The following is a 15,107-nucleotide window of genomic DNA, read 5'->3' as shown; positions in this document are numbered from 1 at the left end:
CCTGCGTCTGACGTCGTGAAGGGGGTTCCGGTGATCACAGACGACGAGGCGGGCTTCGCCGAGTTCGTGGCGGGGCGACAGGCCGCGCTGTCGCGGACGGCGTACCTCCTGACGGGCGACCACCACCTCGCCCAGGACCTTGTGCAGGCCGCGCTGCTCCAGGCGGCGAAGCACTGGAAGCGGATCCACACGTCTCCGGAGGCCTACGTCCGACGGGCGATGTACCACCAGAACATCTCGTGGTGGCGGCGTCGCCGCATCCTCGAGACCGCACTGGTCGAGCACGACAGCCCGTCCGTCGCGCCTGACACCGACCTGCGCCTCTCGCTCGACCAGGCGCTCGGCCACCTGACCCCGAGGCAGCGCACCGTGCTGGTGCTGCGCTTCTACGAGGACCTCACCGAGGCCGAGACCGCCCGCGCGCTCGGGCTCTCGACCAGCACGGTGAAGTCCACCACCCGACAGGCGCTGGCCCGGCTGCGCACCCTTGCGCCCGAGCTCGCCCAGCTGATCGGAGCAGACGCATGACCGATCTCCGCACGTCCCTGCACCGCGTCGCCGACGACGTGACCCCCCTCCCCGTGGCCGACGACCTCTGGCAGCGCGGGCAGTCCGCCCGTCGCCGCGGCAACGCCCTCGTCGTCGCCGCCGTCCTCGCGATCATCGCGTCCGTGACCTGGAGCGCGGTCCTACTCGGCGACGGCGACCGCGAGGCGCGTACGGCGTCCACGCCGGTCGTGCCGGACGGCGCGATCCCCAGCCGGATCGAGGACCCGGGAGCGCTGACCGCGTCGGACGACCTCGCCGTCGGGCAGGCTTCTGTCGCCTTCGTCGCGGAGAGCTCCGACGTGGTCGTGGTGGATGCCGCAGACGGCCGCTACCACGCGCTTGCCCTGCCCGAGGCACCACTGACCGGGCCGGTGCGGCTGAGCCCGGACGGCATCCAGCTTGCCTACGCCTACGACGCGCTCGGGCCCGAAGGCGGACCCGAGGTCGAGGTCGGCGTGGCGATCCTCGACCTGCGTAGCGGCGAGGTGCGCCGCGTGCCCGCCATCAGCGGCAGCGGTAGGCCCGTCGCCGTCTCGGGCATCGGATGGTCCAGCGACAGCGCGTACGTGGCGTGGTCAGGGCACGGGATCCGGGTGTGGACCGACAGCACGAGGGAGCTCGAGAGGGGCGGCGGCATGCTCGGGGTGATCGACCTGAGCACCGGCCTGCAGTCGACCTTGGACTCGAGCGAGGGTGCGGTCTCTGTCGACGGTGACGCGGCCGCCACCCTGGTCACCAGCACTCGCGTCACCTCCTTCACCTCCCTCTCCTCCGGCGCGACGAGGGTCCCACTGCACGAACAGCTGCCGGCCGTCGGCTCCGGGGACCGCGCCAGCACCTCACCCAGCGGGGAGCTGACCGCGGTGGACGACGGGTCGTCAGTGTCCCTGCCCTTCGTCGATGGGGAGGGTGACGTGCTCAGGCGTTCTCTCGACACGGAGCTCTACCCGGACGGCGCGAGGGTCAGTCCTCTCGGCTGGGCGGCCGACGCCCTCCTCCTCGCTCAGGTGGACGCACCTGCCGGCAGCTACGTCGAGGGCCGACACCTCGCCCTGATGAGCTCGCCCGACCGCCCGGAGTCGACCTGGACCTACCGAATCGTCATGCGCGACATCGCAGACGTCGCCGAGCTCTCGGTCGCCGTCGACCTCATCCCCGACCTGGACGGCACCTCGTCCCAGCAGCTGACCCACGACTTCGGCGACGTCCTCGCGCCCGACCAGCGCGACATCTCGTGGCTGATCGGGCTCGGCGTCGCCGCGGCGATCGCCGTGCTGATGGGGCTCCGGTGGCTCTGGCGCCGCCTGCTCGGGTAGTCCAGTGAGAAGTGGCTGTCGGCACCCCTGTCCGGCAGCCACTCGCCACTGGACTACCCCGACGGAGCGACCTCAGGCCGCCCTCCGCAGACGGTAGAACTGCGGCTCGGTCGCGCGCATCGGCTTCGGCATCCCGCTGGTGTCAGCGGCTTCCTGGGCGACGACGTCCCAGCCGGACAGCCAACGGGCGAGGTCCGCCCGCGTCGCACCGCGGGGCAGCGGTCCGCGGCCGCGGGTGAAGGCGAGGACCAGCATCGCCGCGGTCGGTGAGGCGAGTGCGGTCACCCCGTCGGCGTACCTGCTGCGTTCCTCGTCGTCGAGCCCGTGGAAGCACCCGATGTCCACGAACAGGTCGACGCCGGGCGCCACGCCGGCGTCGGCCAGCCGCGTCACGTCGCCGAGCACGAAACGCGCCTTGTCGGCGCCCGGCCGCGCCTGCGCCCGCTCGAGCGCGCGCGGCACGTTGTCGATGCCCGTGGCCTCCCAGCCCCGGCCGGCGAGGTCGATGGTGTGCGAGCCCGAGCCGCAGCCCAGGTCGACGGCGCGACCGAAGGGCGCGCTCCGCCCTGCCTGCTCCCGGTCGAGCAGCGCGTCGAGCTGCGCGCCGCCCCCTTCTCCTGCGCCCTCCCACGGCGTGATGCCGATGCGGTAGGCGACCCGATATGCCAGCGACATGCCGTCCCTCCAATTCATTCAAGTGCCACTAGAACGTATTACAGTGGACTCCTCATGGACCGCACTGTCAAGAGCCGCTCGTACGACGCCACCCGCCGCCGCGCTGCCGCCGAGGAGAACCGACGCCGGATCCTGCGCGCGGCCCACGAGCTGTTCCTCGAGCACGGCTACGCGCGCACCTCGCTGGCCACCGTCGCCAGCACGGCAGGGGTCAGCAACGACCTCGTCTACAAGGCCTTCGGCAACAAGCGGCAGCTCGTCATCGAGGTGATGAACTTCGCCGTCACGGGCGAGGTCGACAGCCCGAAGGTGCTCGACCAGGCCGGTCCGCAGGCGGTGCGCGCGGAGACCGACCAGCGGCGGCAGGTGGAGATGTTCGCCGCCGACATCGCCGGGCGGATCTCGCGCGTCCGGCCGGTGGACGACGTGATCCGCTCAGCAGCCGCCGTCGACCCCGAGCTCGCTGAGAGGCGCGCCTCGATGCAGCAGACCCGGCTGGCCAACCTCCGAGCGTTCGTCGAGTGGCTCGCCGCCAACGGCCCGCTCCGCGACGGGCTCACAATCGACGACGCGACCGCGACCGTGTGGTCGCTCGCGGGTCCGGACATGCACCGGCTGATGGTCGACGACCTCGGCTGGGACCACGAGCACTACCGCTCGTGGCTGCACGGCACCCTCGAGGCCGCACTGCTCCCGCCCCGCTGAAGGATCAGCCCCGCGGGTCGCGCCCGGCGAAGGCGGCGAGCTTGTCGTACGCCGACGCGTCCGCGCCGACCTGCACCTCGGGCCCGAAGGCGTCACCGCGGTTGTCGTCGGTCATCCCCTGCTGCATGAAGGCGAGCCCGCGCTCGGCGACCTCGTCGTCGAGGCGGTGCGGGCGACCGAGCGCCTGCACGAGGTCCCAGGTGTGGACCCCGAGCTCCGCGCTCTGCCAGTCGGCACCGGCCGCCTGGTCGTCGGACTGGTCGTGCCAGTGGTGCAGCAGGTCGTCGCCGTGGGTGCGGAAATGGCCGGCCCACTGACCGTCGGTCACGTCGGGCTCGGCGACCCAGTCGACCTCCTCGCCGCGGGCCTGCTGGAGGAAGTGCTCCGGCGCGACGGCGAGGTGGGCGGCGAGTTCGCGCACGGTCCAGTCGCCGCAGGGCGTCGGTCGGTCCCAGTCGTCGGCGTGGATCGAGGCGAGCACGTCGCCGGCCTGGTCGATCGCGCGGGAGAGGACCACGACGGCCTGATGAGGAGTTGCCATGCCTCCACCTCACTCCTGCGCGCCCGACCGCGCAAGCCCCTCAGGGGGAGGCAGGGCGCTCGGCCGACCTCAGGTGGGCGAGCACCGCGAGCACCCGTCGGTTGGTGTCGGGCTGCTGGTGCAGGCTGAGCTTGGCGAAGACCGAGCCCACGACCGGCTCCACGGTCTTGACCGAGAGGTGGAGGCGTTCGCAGATCGCAGCGTTGGACAGCCCTTCGGCCATCAGCTCCAGCACGTCGCGCTCGCGCGGTGTCAGCCGGTCGAGGTGCCCGGCCCGGCGCTCGCGCTCGACCATCTCGCCGAAGGTGAGGTGCTGGAGCACCAGCGCCGCCTGGGCGGCGAGGTCGTCGAGGAGCCGGTCCTCGCGGGGCGTCAGCTGGTCCCGGCGGTCGACCGTCAGGGCGCCGACCCGACCGGCGTCGAGGTCCACCCGTCGCGAGACGCGGGCACCCAGGTCGGCGGTCGGCAGCGGCGCCGGGTCGTCCGCCCCGGGCCACACCCCGACCGGTCGCAGCAGCTCGGCCGAACCGAGCCACAGCGTCGCGGGCGCGCCGAGCGCCTCGCCGGTCGCGCGAGCGAGGTCGGCCGGCAGGTCGTCCGCGTGGCCGCGCCGCGACATCCAGGTGAGGGCGGAGTACGCCGCAGCGTGCTCGCCGTGCACGACGGCCAGCCCGGCGACGACCGGCACGACCGTCGCGGCGAGCAGCCCCGGCGTCGGCGAGTGCCAGCCGAGCAGGCCGACGACCAGGACGAGAGCGGCGAGCGCAGCGGCCAGGAGCAGCCAGGCGAGCTGGCGACGTACCCATCCGGTCGCGCTGCGCCACCGGGCCCAGATCGCGACGGGCCACAGCACCTGGAAGAGGAGGTACGCCGGGTGCGCGAGCGCCGACCACAGAGCGGCCACGGCGTCCGGGGCCGGGCCGGCGAAGGGGTGCGGCACGGCCAGCCCCGCGGCGCCGTACTCCACCGGCCAGAGCAGGGAGAGCACTGCGCTGGCAAGGGCGAGCGCCACGACGACGGCGACCACCGGATGCCACCGCGAGGAGGGCAGCCGGCCGGTCGGGAAGCCGATCACCGCGAGGGTCACGAGCGCGATGCCGAGCGCGATCGGCCACACGCCGAGCCACGCCGCCCACTGCACCCCGGCGGACGCCGGGTCGCCCGCGTGCCCGATCTGCCGTCCCCAGAACAGCACCGCCTGGACCGCTCCGGCGACCAGCAGCAGCACGCCCTCGGGATGGTCGCGGCGCTGGTGCAGGACGTAGGCGCCGACCAGCGTGAAGGCGAGCGCGAGCAGGCCGTTGTGCAGGTTGGTCAGCCAGACGCCCTGCGCCAGCCCCCACGTGACGAGCAGGACCACGCCGCTCACGACCAGCAGCGGCACGAGGCCGCGCGGGAGCCGGGTCGTACTGCCTGTCATGCCGCTCATGGTGACACCGGGCGCGGCTCGCGGACACAGGGTTGTCCCTGGACGTGCGGTTGCAGGGTCAGCCCCGTGGTCCCCGGGTCGTCCCGAGCGGACGGTGGACGGCATGACCACCACTGACACCATCACCGATGCCACCGATGCACCCACGACCACTCCGACCGACCGCCTCCTCGACGGCTCGCTCGCGGTGGCCCCACTGCTCTACCTCGCCGCCGATACGACGTACGCCGTCCGCGGCTGGGACGACGCGACCGCCGGCGTGCTGCACGTCCTCGGCGCGATGGCGTACGCCTTCGTCGTCCTCGCCGTCGCGGGCTGGCTCCCCCGCGGCTCGCGGCTCGCGGCCGCGATCGTCCTCACCGGCGTCATCGGCGCGTGCGGCAACCTGGCCTACGGCTTCGACACGATCCACCTCTCGCTCGGCGACACGGCGCTCGTCGACCAGCCAGGTGCGGCGAACCTGATCAAGCCGCTCGGCCTCTTCTTCCCGCTGTCCTTCGCGCTCGTCGCCTGGGCGCTGGCGCGGCTCGGTCACCGCTGGCAGGCGGCCCTCGTGCTGGTCGCGATCGTCGCCTGGCCGGTCGCGCACATCGGCAACATCGCGGCCGTGGCCGTGCCGGTCAACGTCCTGCTGGTCGTCGCGTTCGGCAGCCTGCTCTGGGTCCGGCGCCCGGCTCAGCCCTCGGTGAGGTAGGCCAGCTGGGCCCGCACCGACAGCTCGGCCGCGCCCCACAGCACCGGGTCGACGTCGGCGTACACGATCTCGACGATCGCGCGCGGAAGCGTCTCGTGGGGGAACGTGCCGCCCTCGCGCTCGACCGCGTGCAGGTCGCGCAGGGCCTGGCGCACCTGGTCGAGGCGCTGCTGGCGGTGCGCGAGGTAGAAGTCGAGGGCGCCGAGCGCGTCGTCGATGACCGGTCCGTGGCCCGGCCAGACTGTCGTGATGCCCTGCTCGCCGCAGAGGGCGTGCAGCCGCTCGAGGGAGGAGAGGTACGCCCCGAGCTGGCCGTCGGGGTGCGCGACCACGGTGGTGCCGCGCCCGAGGACGGTGTCGCCGGTGAGCACCGCGCGGTCCTGCGGGACGACGAAGGAGAGCGAGTCAGAGGTGTGGCCGGGCGTCGCGACGACGTGCACCTCAAGGCCGCCGACGGCGACCACGTCGCCCTCGCCGAGGCCCTCGGAGCCCAGTCGGTAGGCGGGATCCAGTGCTCGTACGCCGCACCCGTGCCGCTCGGCGTACTCCCGGGCCGCCTCGCTGTGGTCGGCGTGGTGGTGCGTCAGCAGCACGACCGCGACGTCGCCGGCCGCCACGTCGATCGCGTCGAGGTGCGCGTCGATCGACGGCCCGGGATCGACCACGACCGACCGCGACGAGTCGGGGTCGCGCAGCACCCAGGTGTTGGTGCCGTCGAGCGTCATGATGTCGGCGTTGGGCGCCAGCACGCACTGCCCGGTCGACCCGAACGTGCCGCCGCTCCAGGTCATCGTGCCGCCATCAGTGCCGTGTAGTGGGCGGGCGTGGAGAGGATGAACTCATCCCCGTCGGCCACCACCTCGGGCATGAACATCTCGACCGTGCGGCCGCGCGCCTCCTCGAGCACCGCGGACGGGTCGGGGTGCTGCCCGACGTCGAGGCACGTCAGCCAGGTCGGCGGCAGCATGAAGATCTGCTGCTGCTCCACCTGCTCGACGGCCTCCTGCGCGTCGACCCAGAAGACGGATGACGACTCCGACGAGACGTCGCGGGTGACCTGGCCCTCGGGCAGCAGGGCGACGAAGAACCACGTGCGGTAGCGCCGCGGCTCGAAGACCGGCGTCAGCCAGCCCGACCAGGCGCCGAGCAGGTCGGTGCGCAGCACCAGCGCGCGCTTCTCGAGGAACTCGGTGAGCGAGATCTCGCGCGACTCGAGGGCGACCCGGTCGGCCTCCCAGTCGTCGCCGGTGGTGTCGGCGACGACCTCGTCGGCGCTCGGCCCGGCGAGCAGCACCGACGACTCCTCGAAGGTCTCCCGGACCGCGGCACACACGAGGGCGCGGGCCTCGGGCTCGGAGCAGCCGAGCCGCGACGCCCACTCGGCCGGCGACGGTCCGGCCCACAGCCCGCGGTCGACCAGCTCGTCGTCGAAGTCGCGCGGGTCGACGCCACCGCCGGGGAAGACGCACATCCCGCCGGCGAAGGCCATCGAGGTCTGCCGGCGCAGGAGGTAGACCTCCGGGCCGGACGCACCCGGGCGCATCAGCACGACCGTGGCCGCGTCACGCGGCTCGGCGGGCGTGGCGTCGCCGTCGGCGTACGACCTGGCCTGCGCGACGAGTGACTCCGGGAGCGGCAGTCGGTCCATCTCAGCCCTGTCCGCGGGTCGACGCCGTCGCGAGCGTCGTCAGACGGGTGTGATGGCAAGGCGGAGTACCGAAGGCGGGCCGGAGGCCCGTCGAGCGTGCGACAACGCAGCCAGCGCACCCGTATGGCGGCGCGGAGCAGGCGAGAGACACGGGGATCAGGGCTCAGACCTCGACGACGATCTCGACCTCGACCGGCACGTCGAGCGGCAGCACCGAGACGCCGACGGCGGACCGGGCGTGCTTGCCGGCGTCGCCGAAGACCTCGCCGAGCAGCTCGGAGGCGCCGTTGGCCACCTTGGGCTGGCCGGTGAAGTCGGGGGTGGAGGCGACGAAGACGACGACCTTCACGACGCGCTTCACGTCGTCGAGGGAGCCGATCTCGGCCTTCACGGCAGCGAGCGCGTTGAGGGCGCACTGGCGCGCGCACTCGTAGCCCTGCTCCTCGGTGACCTCGCCGCCGAGCTTGCCGACGGCGATCATCTCGCCGGCCCGGGCGGGCAGCTGGCCGGCGGTGAAGACGAGGTTCCCGGTGCGGGCGGTCGGCTGGTAGGCGGCGACCGGCGGGACGACCTCGGGGACGGTGATGCCCAGCTCGGCCAGGCGTGCCTCGGCGCCCATGTCAGGCCTGGCCCGGGCGCTTGAGGAAGGCGACGAGCCCACCCTGGGCGTTGGTGTGGATGGCCACCAGCTCCCAGCCGTCCTGGCCGAAGTTGTTGAGCATCAGCGCTTCGTTGTGGAGCGGAATCGGCGCCACCTGGTATTCCCACTTCGTCATGCGTCGCACCCTACTCGGGGCGGACGGGGGTCCTCCCGTGGGCGGACGTGCAGGCGGGCGGGGCCGTCTATCGTCCGCACCATGCCCACCCGGATGGACCGGCACCCCTGGCGACTCGGCCCGCGCGGCCAGCGCTGGCTCGACCGACTCCTCGTCGGCGGGCTGCTGCTCCTCGCGCTGGGGCACGTGGTCGCCGGCCAGCTCGGCTCCACGGTCTTCTCGGTCCTCGAGGTGGTGCCGCTGCTGTGGCGCCGCCGGCACGCCTGGCCGGTGTTCCTCGCGGTCGCCGCGCTCAGTGCCGCGCAGGCCTTCGTGGTCGACGAGCCGACCGTCGGCCAGCTCGCCTTCCCGGTCGCCGTCTACTCCGTGGCCCGCTGGGCGCCGCGCTGGCAGGGCGTCACCGCCCTGCTCGTGGGGTACGCCGGCGCGTTCGTCGCCGCGGTCCGCTGGATCCTCGGCTTCGGCGCCGGCGAGCTCACCGCGGGCAACCTCAGCCCCTACGTCGTCAGCATCGGCGCGATCGTCACCGCCGCATGGGCGCTCGGCTTCGCCGCGCAGTCGCGTGAGAACTACGTCGCCTCGCTGGTCGCGCGCGCCGAGCAGGCCGAGCGGATGGCGGAGCGCGAGGTCGAGCTGGCCGCCCGCGACGAGCGGTCCCGGATCGCCCGCGAGATGCACGACGTGGTCGCGCACGGGCTCTCCGTCATCGTGATCCAGGCCGACGGCGCGCGCTACGCCGCGGCCAAGGACCCCGACGTCGCGGTCGGCACGCTCGAGACGATCTCGACGACCGGACGCGAGGCGCTCACCGAGATGCGCCGATTGCTGGGGCTGCTCCGCGACGGCGACACCGGGGTGGCGCCGCAGCCCGGGCTGGACGACGTACGGCACCTGGTGGACGAGGCACGCGCGGCCGGGACCCGGGTCGAGGCCGACCTCCCCTCTGCTCCGGTGGACGTGCCCGACGGCGTCGGACTGGCGGCGTACCGCATCGTGCAGGAGGCGCTGACCAACGTGCGCAAGCACGCCGGCCCCGGCGCGACCGTGCAGGTGCGGGTCGCCGTGGGTCGCGAGGTCGAGGTGGAGGTGCGCGACGACGGACGTGGTGCGGCGGCGGACTCCGACGGCCACGGGCTCGGCCTGGTCGGCATGCGCGAGCGCGCGGCCGTGCACGGCGGGACGCTGGAGGCCGGGCCCGTGACCGGTGGCGGGTTCGCGGTGTCTGCGAGGCTGCCGCTGTGAGCGAGTCGATCCGGGTCTTCCTCGTCGACGACCAGCAGATGGTGCGCGCCGGCTTCCGGATGCTCGTCGAGAGCCAGGACGACATGGTCGTCGTCGGCGAGGCCGGCGACGGAGGCGAGGCGCTGTCGCAGCTCGCGGTCACCACGGCCGACGTGGTGCTGATGGACGTCCGGATGCCGCGGCTCGACGGCGTCGAGACGACGCGGCGGCTGCTCGCCGGCCCGACGCCGCCGCGGGTGATCGTGCTGACCACCTTCGACCTCGACGAGTACGCCTTCGCCGCGATCCGCGCGGGCGCCTCGGCGTTCCTCCTCAAGGACGCCGCCCCGCCCGACCTGCTGGGCGCGATCCGGGCGGTGCAGGCGGGCGACGCCGTGGTCGCGCCGAGCACCACCCGCCGGCTGCTCGACCACTTCGCCGCGCTCCCCGACCCCGCCGTCCCGGCGTCCTCCGACGACCGGCTCGCGCTGCTCACCGAGCGCGAGGTCGAGGTGCTCACCCTGATCGCGCGGGGACTCACCAACACAGAGATCGCCACCGACCTCGTCGTCGCCGAGACCACGGTCAAGACCCACGTCGGCCGGATCCTCGCCAAGACCGGCTCCCGCGACCGGGTCCAGCTCGTCGTCCTCGGCTACGAGTCGGGCCTCGTCACCCCCTGACGCCTGATATCTGAGGACGTGGTGAACGGATCCGGAGTCCGATCACGACCACCACGTCCTCAGATGTCCTACTGAGGTCGTACGACGACCGCGCACGTCCGCCCGCGGACGGACCCGCGGGCCGTGCCCGGGGCCGACGATCGCAGGACCGAGAACGACGAGCGTTGTCCCCATGACGACGACATTCCAGAAGACCGCCACCGCGGCCAGCGCCCGCAGCCTCACCCGCACGTACGGCGACGGTGACAGCACCGTCTACGCCCTGCGCGGCATCGACCTCGATCTCCCCGCCGGCCGGTTCACCGCGATCATGGGCCCGAGCGGCTCCGGCAAGTCCACCCTCATGCACTGCCTGGCCGGCCTCGACGCGGCCACCGCCGGCACGGTCACCGTCGCCGGGCGCGACCTCGCCGGGCTCGATGACACCGCCCTCACCCTCTTCCGCCGCGAGCACATCGGGTTCGTCTTCCAGGCCTTCAACCTGCTCCCGATGCTCACCGCCGGCCAGAACATCCTGCTCCCCCTCGAGCTCGCCGGCCGCGCCGTCGACCGCGCGCGCTACGACCAGGTCGTCGGCGTCCTCGGCCTCGCCGACCGCCTCGGCCACCTGCCGAGCGAGCTCTCCGGCGGCCAGCAGCAGCGCGTCGCGATCGCCCGCGCCCTGGTCACGCAGCCCGACATCGTCTTCGCCGACGAGCCGACCGGCAACCTCGACAGCGAGGCCAGCGCCGAGGTGCTCGGCCACCTCCGCCGCTCGGTCCGCGAGCTCGGCATGACCGTGGTGATGGTGACCCACGAGCTCGACGCGGCGTCGTACGCCGACGACGTGGTGGTCATCCACGACGGCGCCGTCAGCGCCCACCTGACCGACCCCGGCCAGGACGAGCTCGTCGCCGCGCTGCGCGGGCGGAGCGCCTGATGCGCGGCGTGCTGCTCGCCTCGCTGCGCCACCACACACGCAGGTACGTCGCCGCCGCGCTCGCCGTGGTCATCGGCGTCGCCTTCGTCGTGGTCACCGGCATGCTGACCGGTGCCACGCGGGACGGCCTGACGAAGGACATCGGTGCACCAGTCGCCGGCGTGGACACGGTGGCGACCTTCGAGGACCAGCGCGAGGCGATCCGCCTGGTCGACGCGGCTGCCGAGAAGGGGGTGCCCGCGCTGGCGCTCGGCTACGCGATGGAGCCGGTCACCCGCGACGGCGTCCAGGTGGCGTCCTCGGCCGACGTGGCCGAGGCGTCGCTCGACCCGGACCTGCAGTGGCAGGAGTTGGTGGACGGACGGTTCCCGAGCGCACCCGGAGAGGCCCTGGCCGACACCAACGCCGCGAAGACCACCGGGGTCGGGATCGGCGACGTACTGACCGTCGGGACGGGCGCCGCGGCGACCGACGTCGAGGTCGTCGGCCTCGTCGACAGCCCGCCGGCCCTCACCGCAGATCTCTACGTCCCGTGGCAGGACCTCGCCCGCTTCGACGCGACGCTCTGGCTCGACTCGGTGGCGTGGGGCGGGGCGGACGAGCTCGCCTCGTCGGTCGCCCCCGGGGCCACCCTCGAGTCGGCCGACGACTGGGTCGCCGCCCAGCAGGCGCAGGTGTCGCGCGGCGTCGACGTGCTCGCGATCATGGCGCTCGTCTTCGTGTTCATCGCACTCTTCGTCGGCGTCATGGTCATCGCCAACACCTTCGCGATCCTCTTCGCCCAGCGGATGCGCGACTTCGCCCTGCTGCGGTGCGTCGGCGTCACCCGCCGCCAGCTCCGGCGGGCGATCCGTCTCGAGGCGCTGGCGCTCGGCGTCGCCGCCTCCCTCCTCGGCATCATCGTCGGTGCCCTGCTCGGCTACGGGCTGGTCGCGCTCGTGCGCCACTGGTACGCCGACATGGGAGGCGCGGCGCTCGACCCGCTCTGGACGGGTGGCGCCTTCGCCGTCGGGATGGTCGTGACGCTGCTCGCGGCGTGGCTGCCGACCCGGGCCGCCACCAAGGTCGCGCCCCTCGCGGCGCTGCGGCCCGACACGGGCGTCGACGTACGCTCCGCCGCCGGTCGGTGGCGACTCGCCCTCGCCGGGCTCTTCCTGGCGGGTGGCACCTTCCTGCTCGTCGTCTCGGTCGCCACCCACACCGTGCCGGTGATGCTGGTCGGCGGCGGCGCGGCCTTCATCGGCGTGCTGCTGCTCGGGCCGGTCCTCGTGCCCGCTCTCATCCGCCTCGTCGGCCGAGCCGTCGGGTCGGGCCCGGTGCGCCGGCTCGCGACCGGCAACGCCGTACGCAACCCGCGACGTACGGCGACCACCGCCGCGTCGCTGCTCGTCGGCGTCACCCTCACCACCGCCGTGCTCACCGGACTGGCCTCGACGCGCACCGAGCTCGACCACGAGATGGACGAGGAGTACCCGCTCGACGCGACGATCACCGCGGTCGACGCGCCGCTCGACACCGACCTGGCCGCGCGCGCCGGAGCTGTCGACGGGGTCGCTGACGCCGTAGCGCTCGACGGCACGGTGGTCAGCATCGGCAAGGTCGAGGTGCCGCTCGTCGGGGTCCCCAAGCGGCCGGACGTGGTGCGGGGACCGGACGACCTCGCGCCGGCGGACGGCGTCCTCCTGCTGCCGTACGACGTCGTGAACGAGCTGCCGACCAAGGTCGGTGACCACGTCTGGGAGGACCGTGAGGTCACAGTGACCGTGGACGGCCGCGACCGCACCATGCCGGTGGAGCTGTCCGCCGGCTGGGGTCGCGCGGGCATCGTCTCCAGCAGCACGCTCGCTGATCTCGACGCCTCCCCGCGGCCGACGGCCGTGTGGGTGCGGGCCACGGACGGCACCGACGCCGAGGACCTCCGCGGCGACCTGGCCGCCCTCGCCGGGGCCGCAGGAGCGGGTCTCGACGGCGGCTACAGCAACCGGGCGTGGGTCACCTTCCAGGTCAACGTGATGACCGGCGCGGTCGTCGGCCTGCTCGGCATCGCGATCGTGATCGCGCTGGTCGGCATCGCGAACACGCTCGGCCTGTCCGTGCTCGAGCGCGGCCGCGAGAACGCCCTGCTGCGCGCGATGGGCCTCACCCGGACGCAGCTGCGCCGTTCGATGGCGGCCGAGGGCCTGCTGCTGTCGGGTGTGGCGACGGTGCTCGGGACCGCGCTCGGACTGGTCTTCGCCTGGATCGGGGTCGAGGTGATGATCGGCACCGTCGTCGACGACGTGGGGCTGACCGTCCCGGTGCTGCAGGTGGCCGGGGTCGCCGTTGTCGCAGCGCTCGCAGGCCTCGGCGCGTGCGTCGTACCTGCACGCCGGGCGGCACGGGTCACCCCGGCCGCCGGGCTCGCCCTCGACTGACGACGCACCACCCCGCTGGTTGAGGTGCGAGCGCCGCCCCGCCCGCCGCGACTAGCCTCCCGTCATGGAGCGCAACGAGGCCACCGAGTCCCGCGAGCAGGCCGCCAGGCCCAACCCCTTCGAGCGGTTCGTCGACGCGGTCAACGACCGCGTCAGCCGGGCGCCGTTCTTCGCGGTGATCCTGGTGGCGCTGGTGGCCTGGGCGGTGAGCTACCCGCTCTGGAAGAGCACCACGAAGTGGGAGCTCGCGCTGCACACCGGGTCGTCGATCCTGTCGCTGCTGCTCCTGGTGCTGCTGGAGAACGCCGGCCGGCGCTCGGAGGAGGCGGCGCAGGAGAAGCTCAACGTCCTCGCCGAGGCCCTCGCCGCGCTGATGGACTCACGGGCCGACGACGACCCCGACCTCCGCGAGGCGGTCGACAAGCTCCGCAAGGCCGTCGGCCTCGAGGAACGCCACTAGCCGGCGAGCAGCCGCAGGGTCGTCTCGCGGTTGGGCGAGGCCTCGACGTCGGTGCCTGCGTGGGCGCCGGCCACCGGGTGCACCATCACCTCGTCGACGTCGTACGTCGTCGCGAGCTCCTGGAGCTGCTTGCGTGCCTGGTCGGGGTCGCCGACGACCCAGCGGGCGGACATCGCGTGCCCGAAGGCCGTCTGGTCCGGCGTCATCTCGACCGCCTCGGCCTCCTCGACGAGCCGCTGCGGGTGCAGCGGGGCACCGGTCCGCAGCGCGATCATCTGCTGCACGTTGGGCAGCGCCTGGCGGCGCGCCTCCTCCTCGGTCTCGGCGACGACGGCGTTGACGGTGAGGAAGGTGCGCGGCTCCGGGTACTCCGGCGAGGGCCGGTACGACGACCGGTAGAGGTCGAGCGCGACCCCGGTGCCGTCGCCCGAGAAGTGGTGGGCGAAGACGTAGGGCAGGCCCTTCTCGGCGGCCAGGCGGGCCGAGTAGTCCGACGAGCCGAGCAGCCAGATGTCGGCGACCGAGCGGGCCGACGGGGTCGCCCGCAACGGCTGGCGGCGCGGCCCGATCTGCAGCTCGACGCCCTCGCTGGTCATCAGGGTCCGGATGTCCTCGACGTAGTCGGGGAACTTGGTGACGGCCTCGTCGGCCGACTCGGCGCTGCCGCCGCGCAGGACGTACCTCGTGAGCGGGTCGGTGCCGGGCGCGCGGCCGATGCCGAGGTCGATGCGGCCGGGGAAGGCCGCCTCGAGGAGGGCGAACTGCTCGGCCACGACCAGCGGGGCGTGGTTGGGCAGCATCACGCCACCGGAGCCGACGCGGATCCGTGACGTCGCCGCGGCGAGCATCGCGATCAGGACCGGCGGGTTGGTGGCCGCGACGGCCGGCATGTTGTGGTGCTCCGCGACCCAGTAGCGGCGGTAGCCGAGCTCGTCGGCCACCCGGGCGAGGCCCCGTGAGGCGGCGATCGCGTCACCGGTGGTCTGGTCGCTGCGGACGGGCACGAGGTCGAGCACGGAGAGAGCAGTCACTGTCGACCCAGCGTCCGCCGACCCGGAGATATTCCGATCTCGGTTG

17 protein-coding genes are annotated in these 15,107 nt (G+C 73.4%); 9 read left to right on the top strand and 8 right to left on the bottom strand.

Features of this window, described 5'->3' with window-relative positions:
• Window positions 1-30 precede the first annotated feature (30 nt).
• A complete protein-coding gene (locus J2X46_RS18245; RefSeq protein WP_310253085.1) occupies window positions 31-528 on the top strand; it encodes a SigE family RNA polymerase sigma factor in 498 nt (165 codons plus the stop codon).
• On the top strand, window positions 525-1,865 hold the full coding sequence (locus J2X46_RS18240) for a hypothetical protein (RefSeq protein WP_310253084.1): 1,341 nt from the start codon (window positions 525-527) through the stop codon (window positions 1,863-1,865). The genes J2X46_RS18245 and J2X46_RS18240 overlap by 4 nt, the downstream gene beginning before the upstream one ends.
• A gap of 72 nt (window positions 1,866-1,937) precedes the next feature.
• On the opposite strand, the gene J2X46_RS18235 is transcribed toward J2X46_RS18240, so the two are convergent.
• A complete protein-coding gene (locus J2X46_RS18235) occupies window positions 1,938-2,540 on the bottom strand; it encodes a class I SAM-dependent methyltransferase (protein WP_310253082.1) in 603 nt (200 codons plus the stop codon).
• 54 nt (window positions 2,541-2,594) lie between these two features.
• Between J2X46_RS18235 and J2X46_RS18230 the strand changes: the two genes are divergently transcribed.
• The gene (locus J2X46_RS18230; RefSeq protein ID WP_310253080.1) at window positions 2,595-3,245 is read left to right on the top strand and encodes a helix-turn-helix domain-containing protein; all 651 of its coding nucleotides are present in this window, start codon (window positions 2,595-2,597) and stop codon (window positions 3,243-3,245) included.
• Window positions 3,246-3,249: 4 nt separating this feature from the next.
• Here J2X46_RS18230 and J2X46_RS18225 read toward each other — a convergent pair whose 3' ends face one another.
• Both J2X46_RS18225 and J2X46_RS18220 read right to left on the bottom strand, forming a co-directional pair.
• The gene (locus tag J2X46_RS18225; protein WP_310253079.1) at window positions 3,250-3,786 is read right to left on the bottom strand and encodes a TIGR03086 family metal-binding protein; all 537 of its coding nucleotides are present in this window, start codon (window positions 3,784-3,786) and stop codon (window positions 3,250-3,252) included.
• Between the two features lie 40 nt (window positions 3,787-3,826).
• A complete protein-coding gene (locus J2X46_RS18220) occupies window positions 3,827-5,206 on the bottom strand; it encodes a LuxR C-terminal-related transcriptional regulator (RefSeq protein WP_310253078.1) in 1,380 nt (459 codons plus the stop codon).
• Window positions 5,207-5,318: 112 nt separating this feature from the next.
• Here J2X46_RS18220 and J2X46_RS18215 point away from each other — a divergent pair, with 112 nt between their 5' ends.
• Entirely contained in the window at window positions 5,319-5,909 is a 591-nt protein-coding gene (locus J2X46_RS18215) for a hypothetical protein (RefSeq protein WP_310253076.1), read from the top strand.
• On the opposite strand, the gene J2X46_RS18210 is transcribed toward J2X46_RS18215, so the two are convergent.
• The 4 genes from J2X46_RS18210 to J2X46_RS18195 form a co-directional block, all read right to left on the bottom strand.
• Window positions 5,891-6,700 (bottom strand): MBL fold metallo-hydrolase, encoded by an 810-nt coding sequence (locus tag J2X46_RS18210; protein ID WP_310253074.1) that lies wholly within the window; start codon window positions 6,698-6,700, stop codon window positions 5,891-5,893. The genes J2X46_RS18215 and J2X46_RS18210 overlap by 19 nt on opposite strands.
• Complete coding sequence (locus tag J2X46_RS18205) at window positions 6,697-7,557, bottom strand: NUDIX hydrolase (RefSeq protein ID WP_310253072.1); 861 nt, start codon at window positions 7,555-7,557, stop codon at window positions 6,697-6,699. Before J2X46_RS18205 ends, J2X46_RS18210 begins: the two co-directional genes overlap by 4 nt.
• Before the next feature lie 163 nt (window positions 7,558-7,720).
• On the bottom strand, window positions 7,721-8,176 hold the full coding sequence (locus tag J2X46_RS18200; RefSeq protein ID WP_310253070.1) for a RidA family protein: 456 nt from the start codon (window positions 8,174-8,176) through the stop codon (window positions 7,721-7,723).
• A 1-nt stretch (window position 8,177) separates the two neighbouring features.
• A complete protein-coding gene (locus tag J2X46_RS18195; RefSeq protein WP_210439540.1) occupies window positions 8,178-8,333 on the bottom strand; it encodes a hypothetical protein in 156 nt (51 codons plus the stop codon).
• A gap of 81 nt (window positions 8,334-8,414) precedes the next feature.
• Between J2X46_RS18195 and J2X46_RS18190 the strand changes: the two genes are divergently transcribed.
• From J2X46_RS18190 to J2X46_RS18170, 5 genes are all read left to right on the top strand, one after another.
• Window positions 8,415-9,575 (top strand): sensor histidine kinase, encoded by a 1,161-nt coding sequence (locus J2X46_RS18190; protein WP_310253068.1) that lies wholly within the window; start codon window positions 8,415-8,417, stop codon window positions 9,573-9,575.
• Window positions 9,572-10,237 carry a response regulator transcription factor gene (locus J2X46_RS18185; protein ID WP_310253066.1) on the top strand — a complete coding sequence of 222 codons (666 nt, stop codon included), beginning with the start codon at window positions 9,572-9,574 and terminating at the stop codon, window positions 10,235-10,237. The genes J2X46_RS18190 and J2X46_RS18185 overlap by 4 nt, the downstream gene beginning before the upstream one ends.
• Window positions 10,238-10,409: 172 nt before the next feature.
• The gene (locus tag J2X46_RS18180; protein WP_310253065.1) at window positions 10,410-11,156 is read left to right on the top strand and encodes an ABC transporter ATP-binding protein; all 747 of its coding nucleotides are present in this window, start codon (window positions 10,410-10,412) and stop codon (window positions 11,154-11,156) included.
• Entirely contained in the window at window positions 11,156-13,570 is a 2,415-nt protein-coding gene (locus J2X46_RS18175; RefSeq protein WP_310253064.1) for an FtsX-like permease family protein, read from the top strand. Before J2X46_RS18180 ends, J2X46_RS18175 begins: the two co-directional genes overlap by 1 nt.
• 64 nt (window positions 13,571-13,634) lie before the next feature.
• On the top strand, window positions 13,635-14,030 hold the full coding sequence (locus J2X46_RS18170; RefSeq protein ID WP_310253063.1) for a low affinity iron permease family protein: 396 nt from the start codon (window positions 13,635-13,637) through the stop codon (window positions 14,028-14,030).
• Here J2X46_RS18170 and J2X46_RS18165 read toward each other — a convergent pair.
• Window positions 14,027-15,061 (bottom strand): LLM class flavin-dependent oxidoreductase, encoded by a 1,035-nt coding sequence (locus J2X46_RS18165; protein ID WP_310253061.1) that lies wholly within the window; start codon window positions 15,059-15,061, stop codon window positions 14,027-14,029. The genes J2X46_RS18170 and J2X46_RS18165 overlap by 4 nt on opposite strands.
• Window positions 15,062-15,107 lie beyond the last annotated feature (46 nt).

This window comes from Nocardioides sp. BE266 (assembly GCF_031457855.1).
Lineage (GTDB): Bacteria > Actinomycetota > Actinomycetes > Propionibacteriales > Nocardioidaceae > Nocardioides.
The sequence above is the reverse complement of the archived record's forward strand: the minus strand, read 5'-3'. Positions and strand labels throughout refer to the sequence as shown.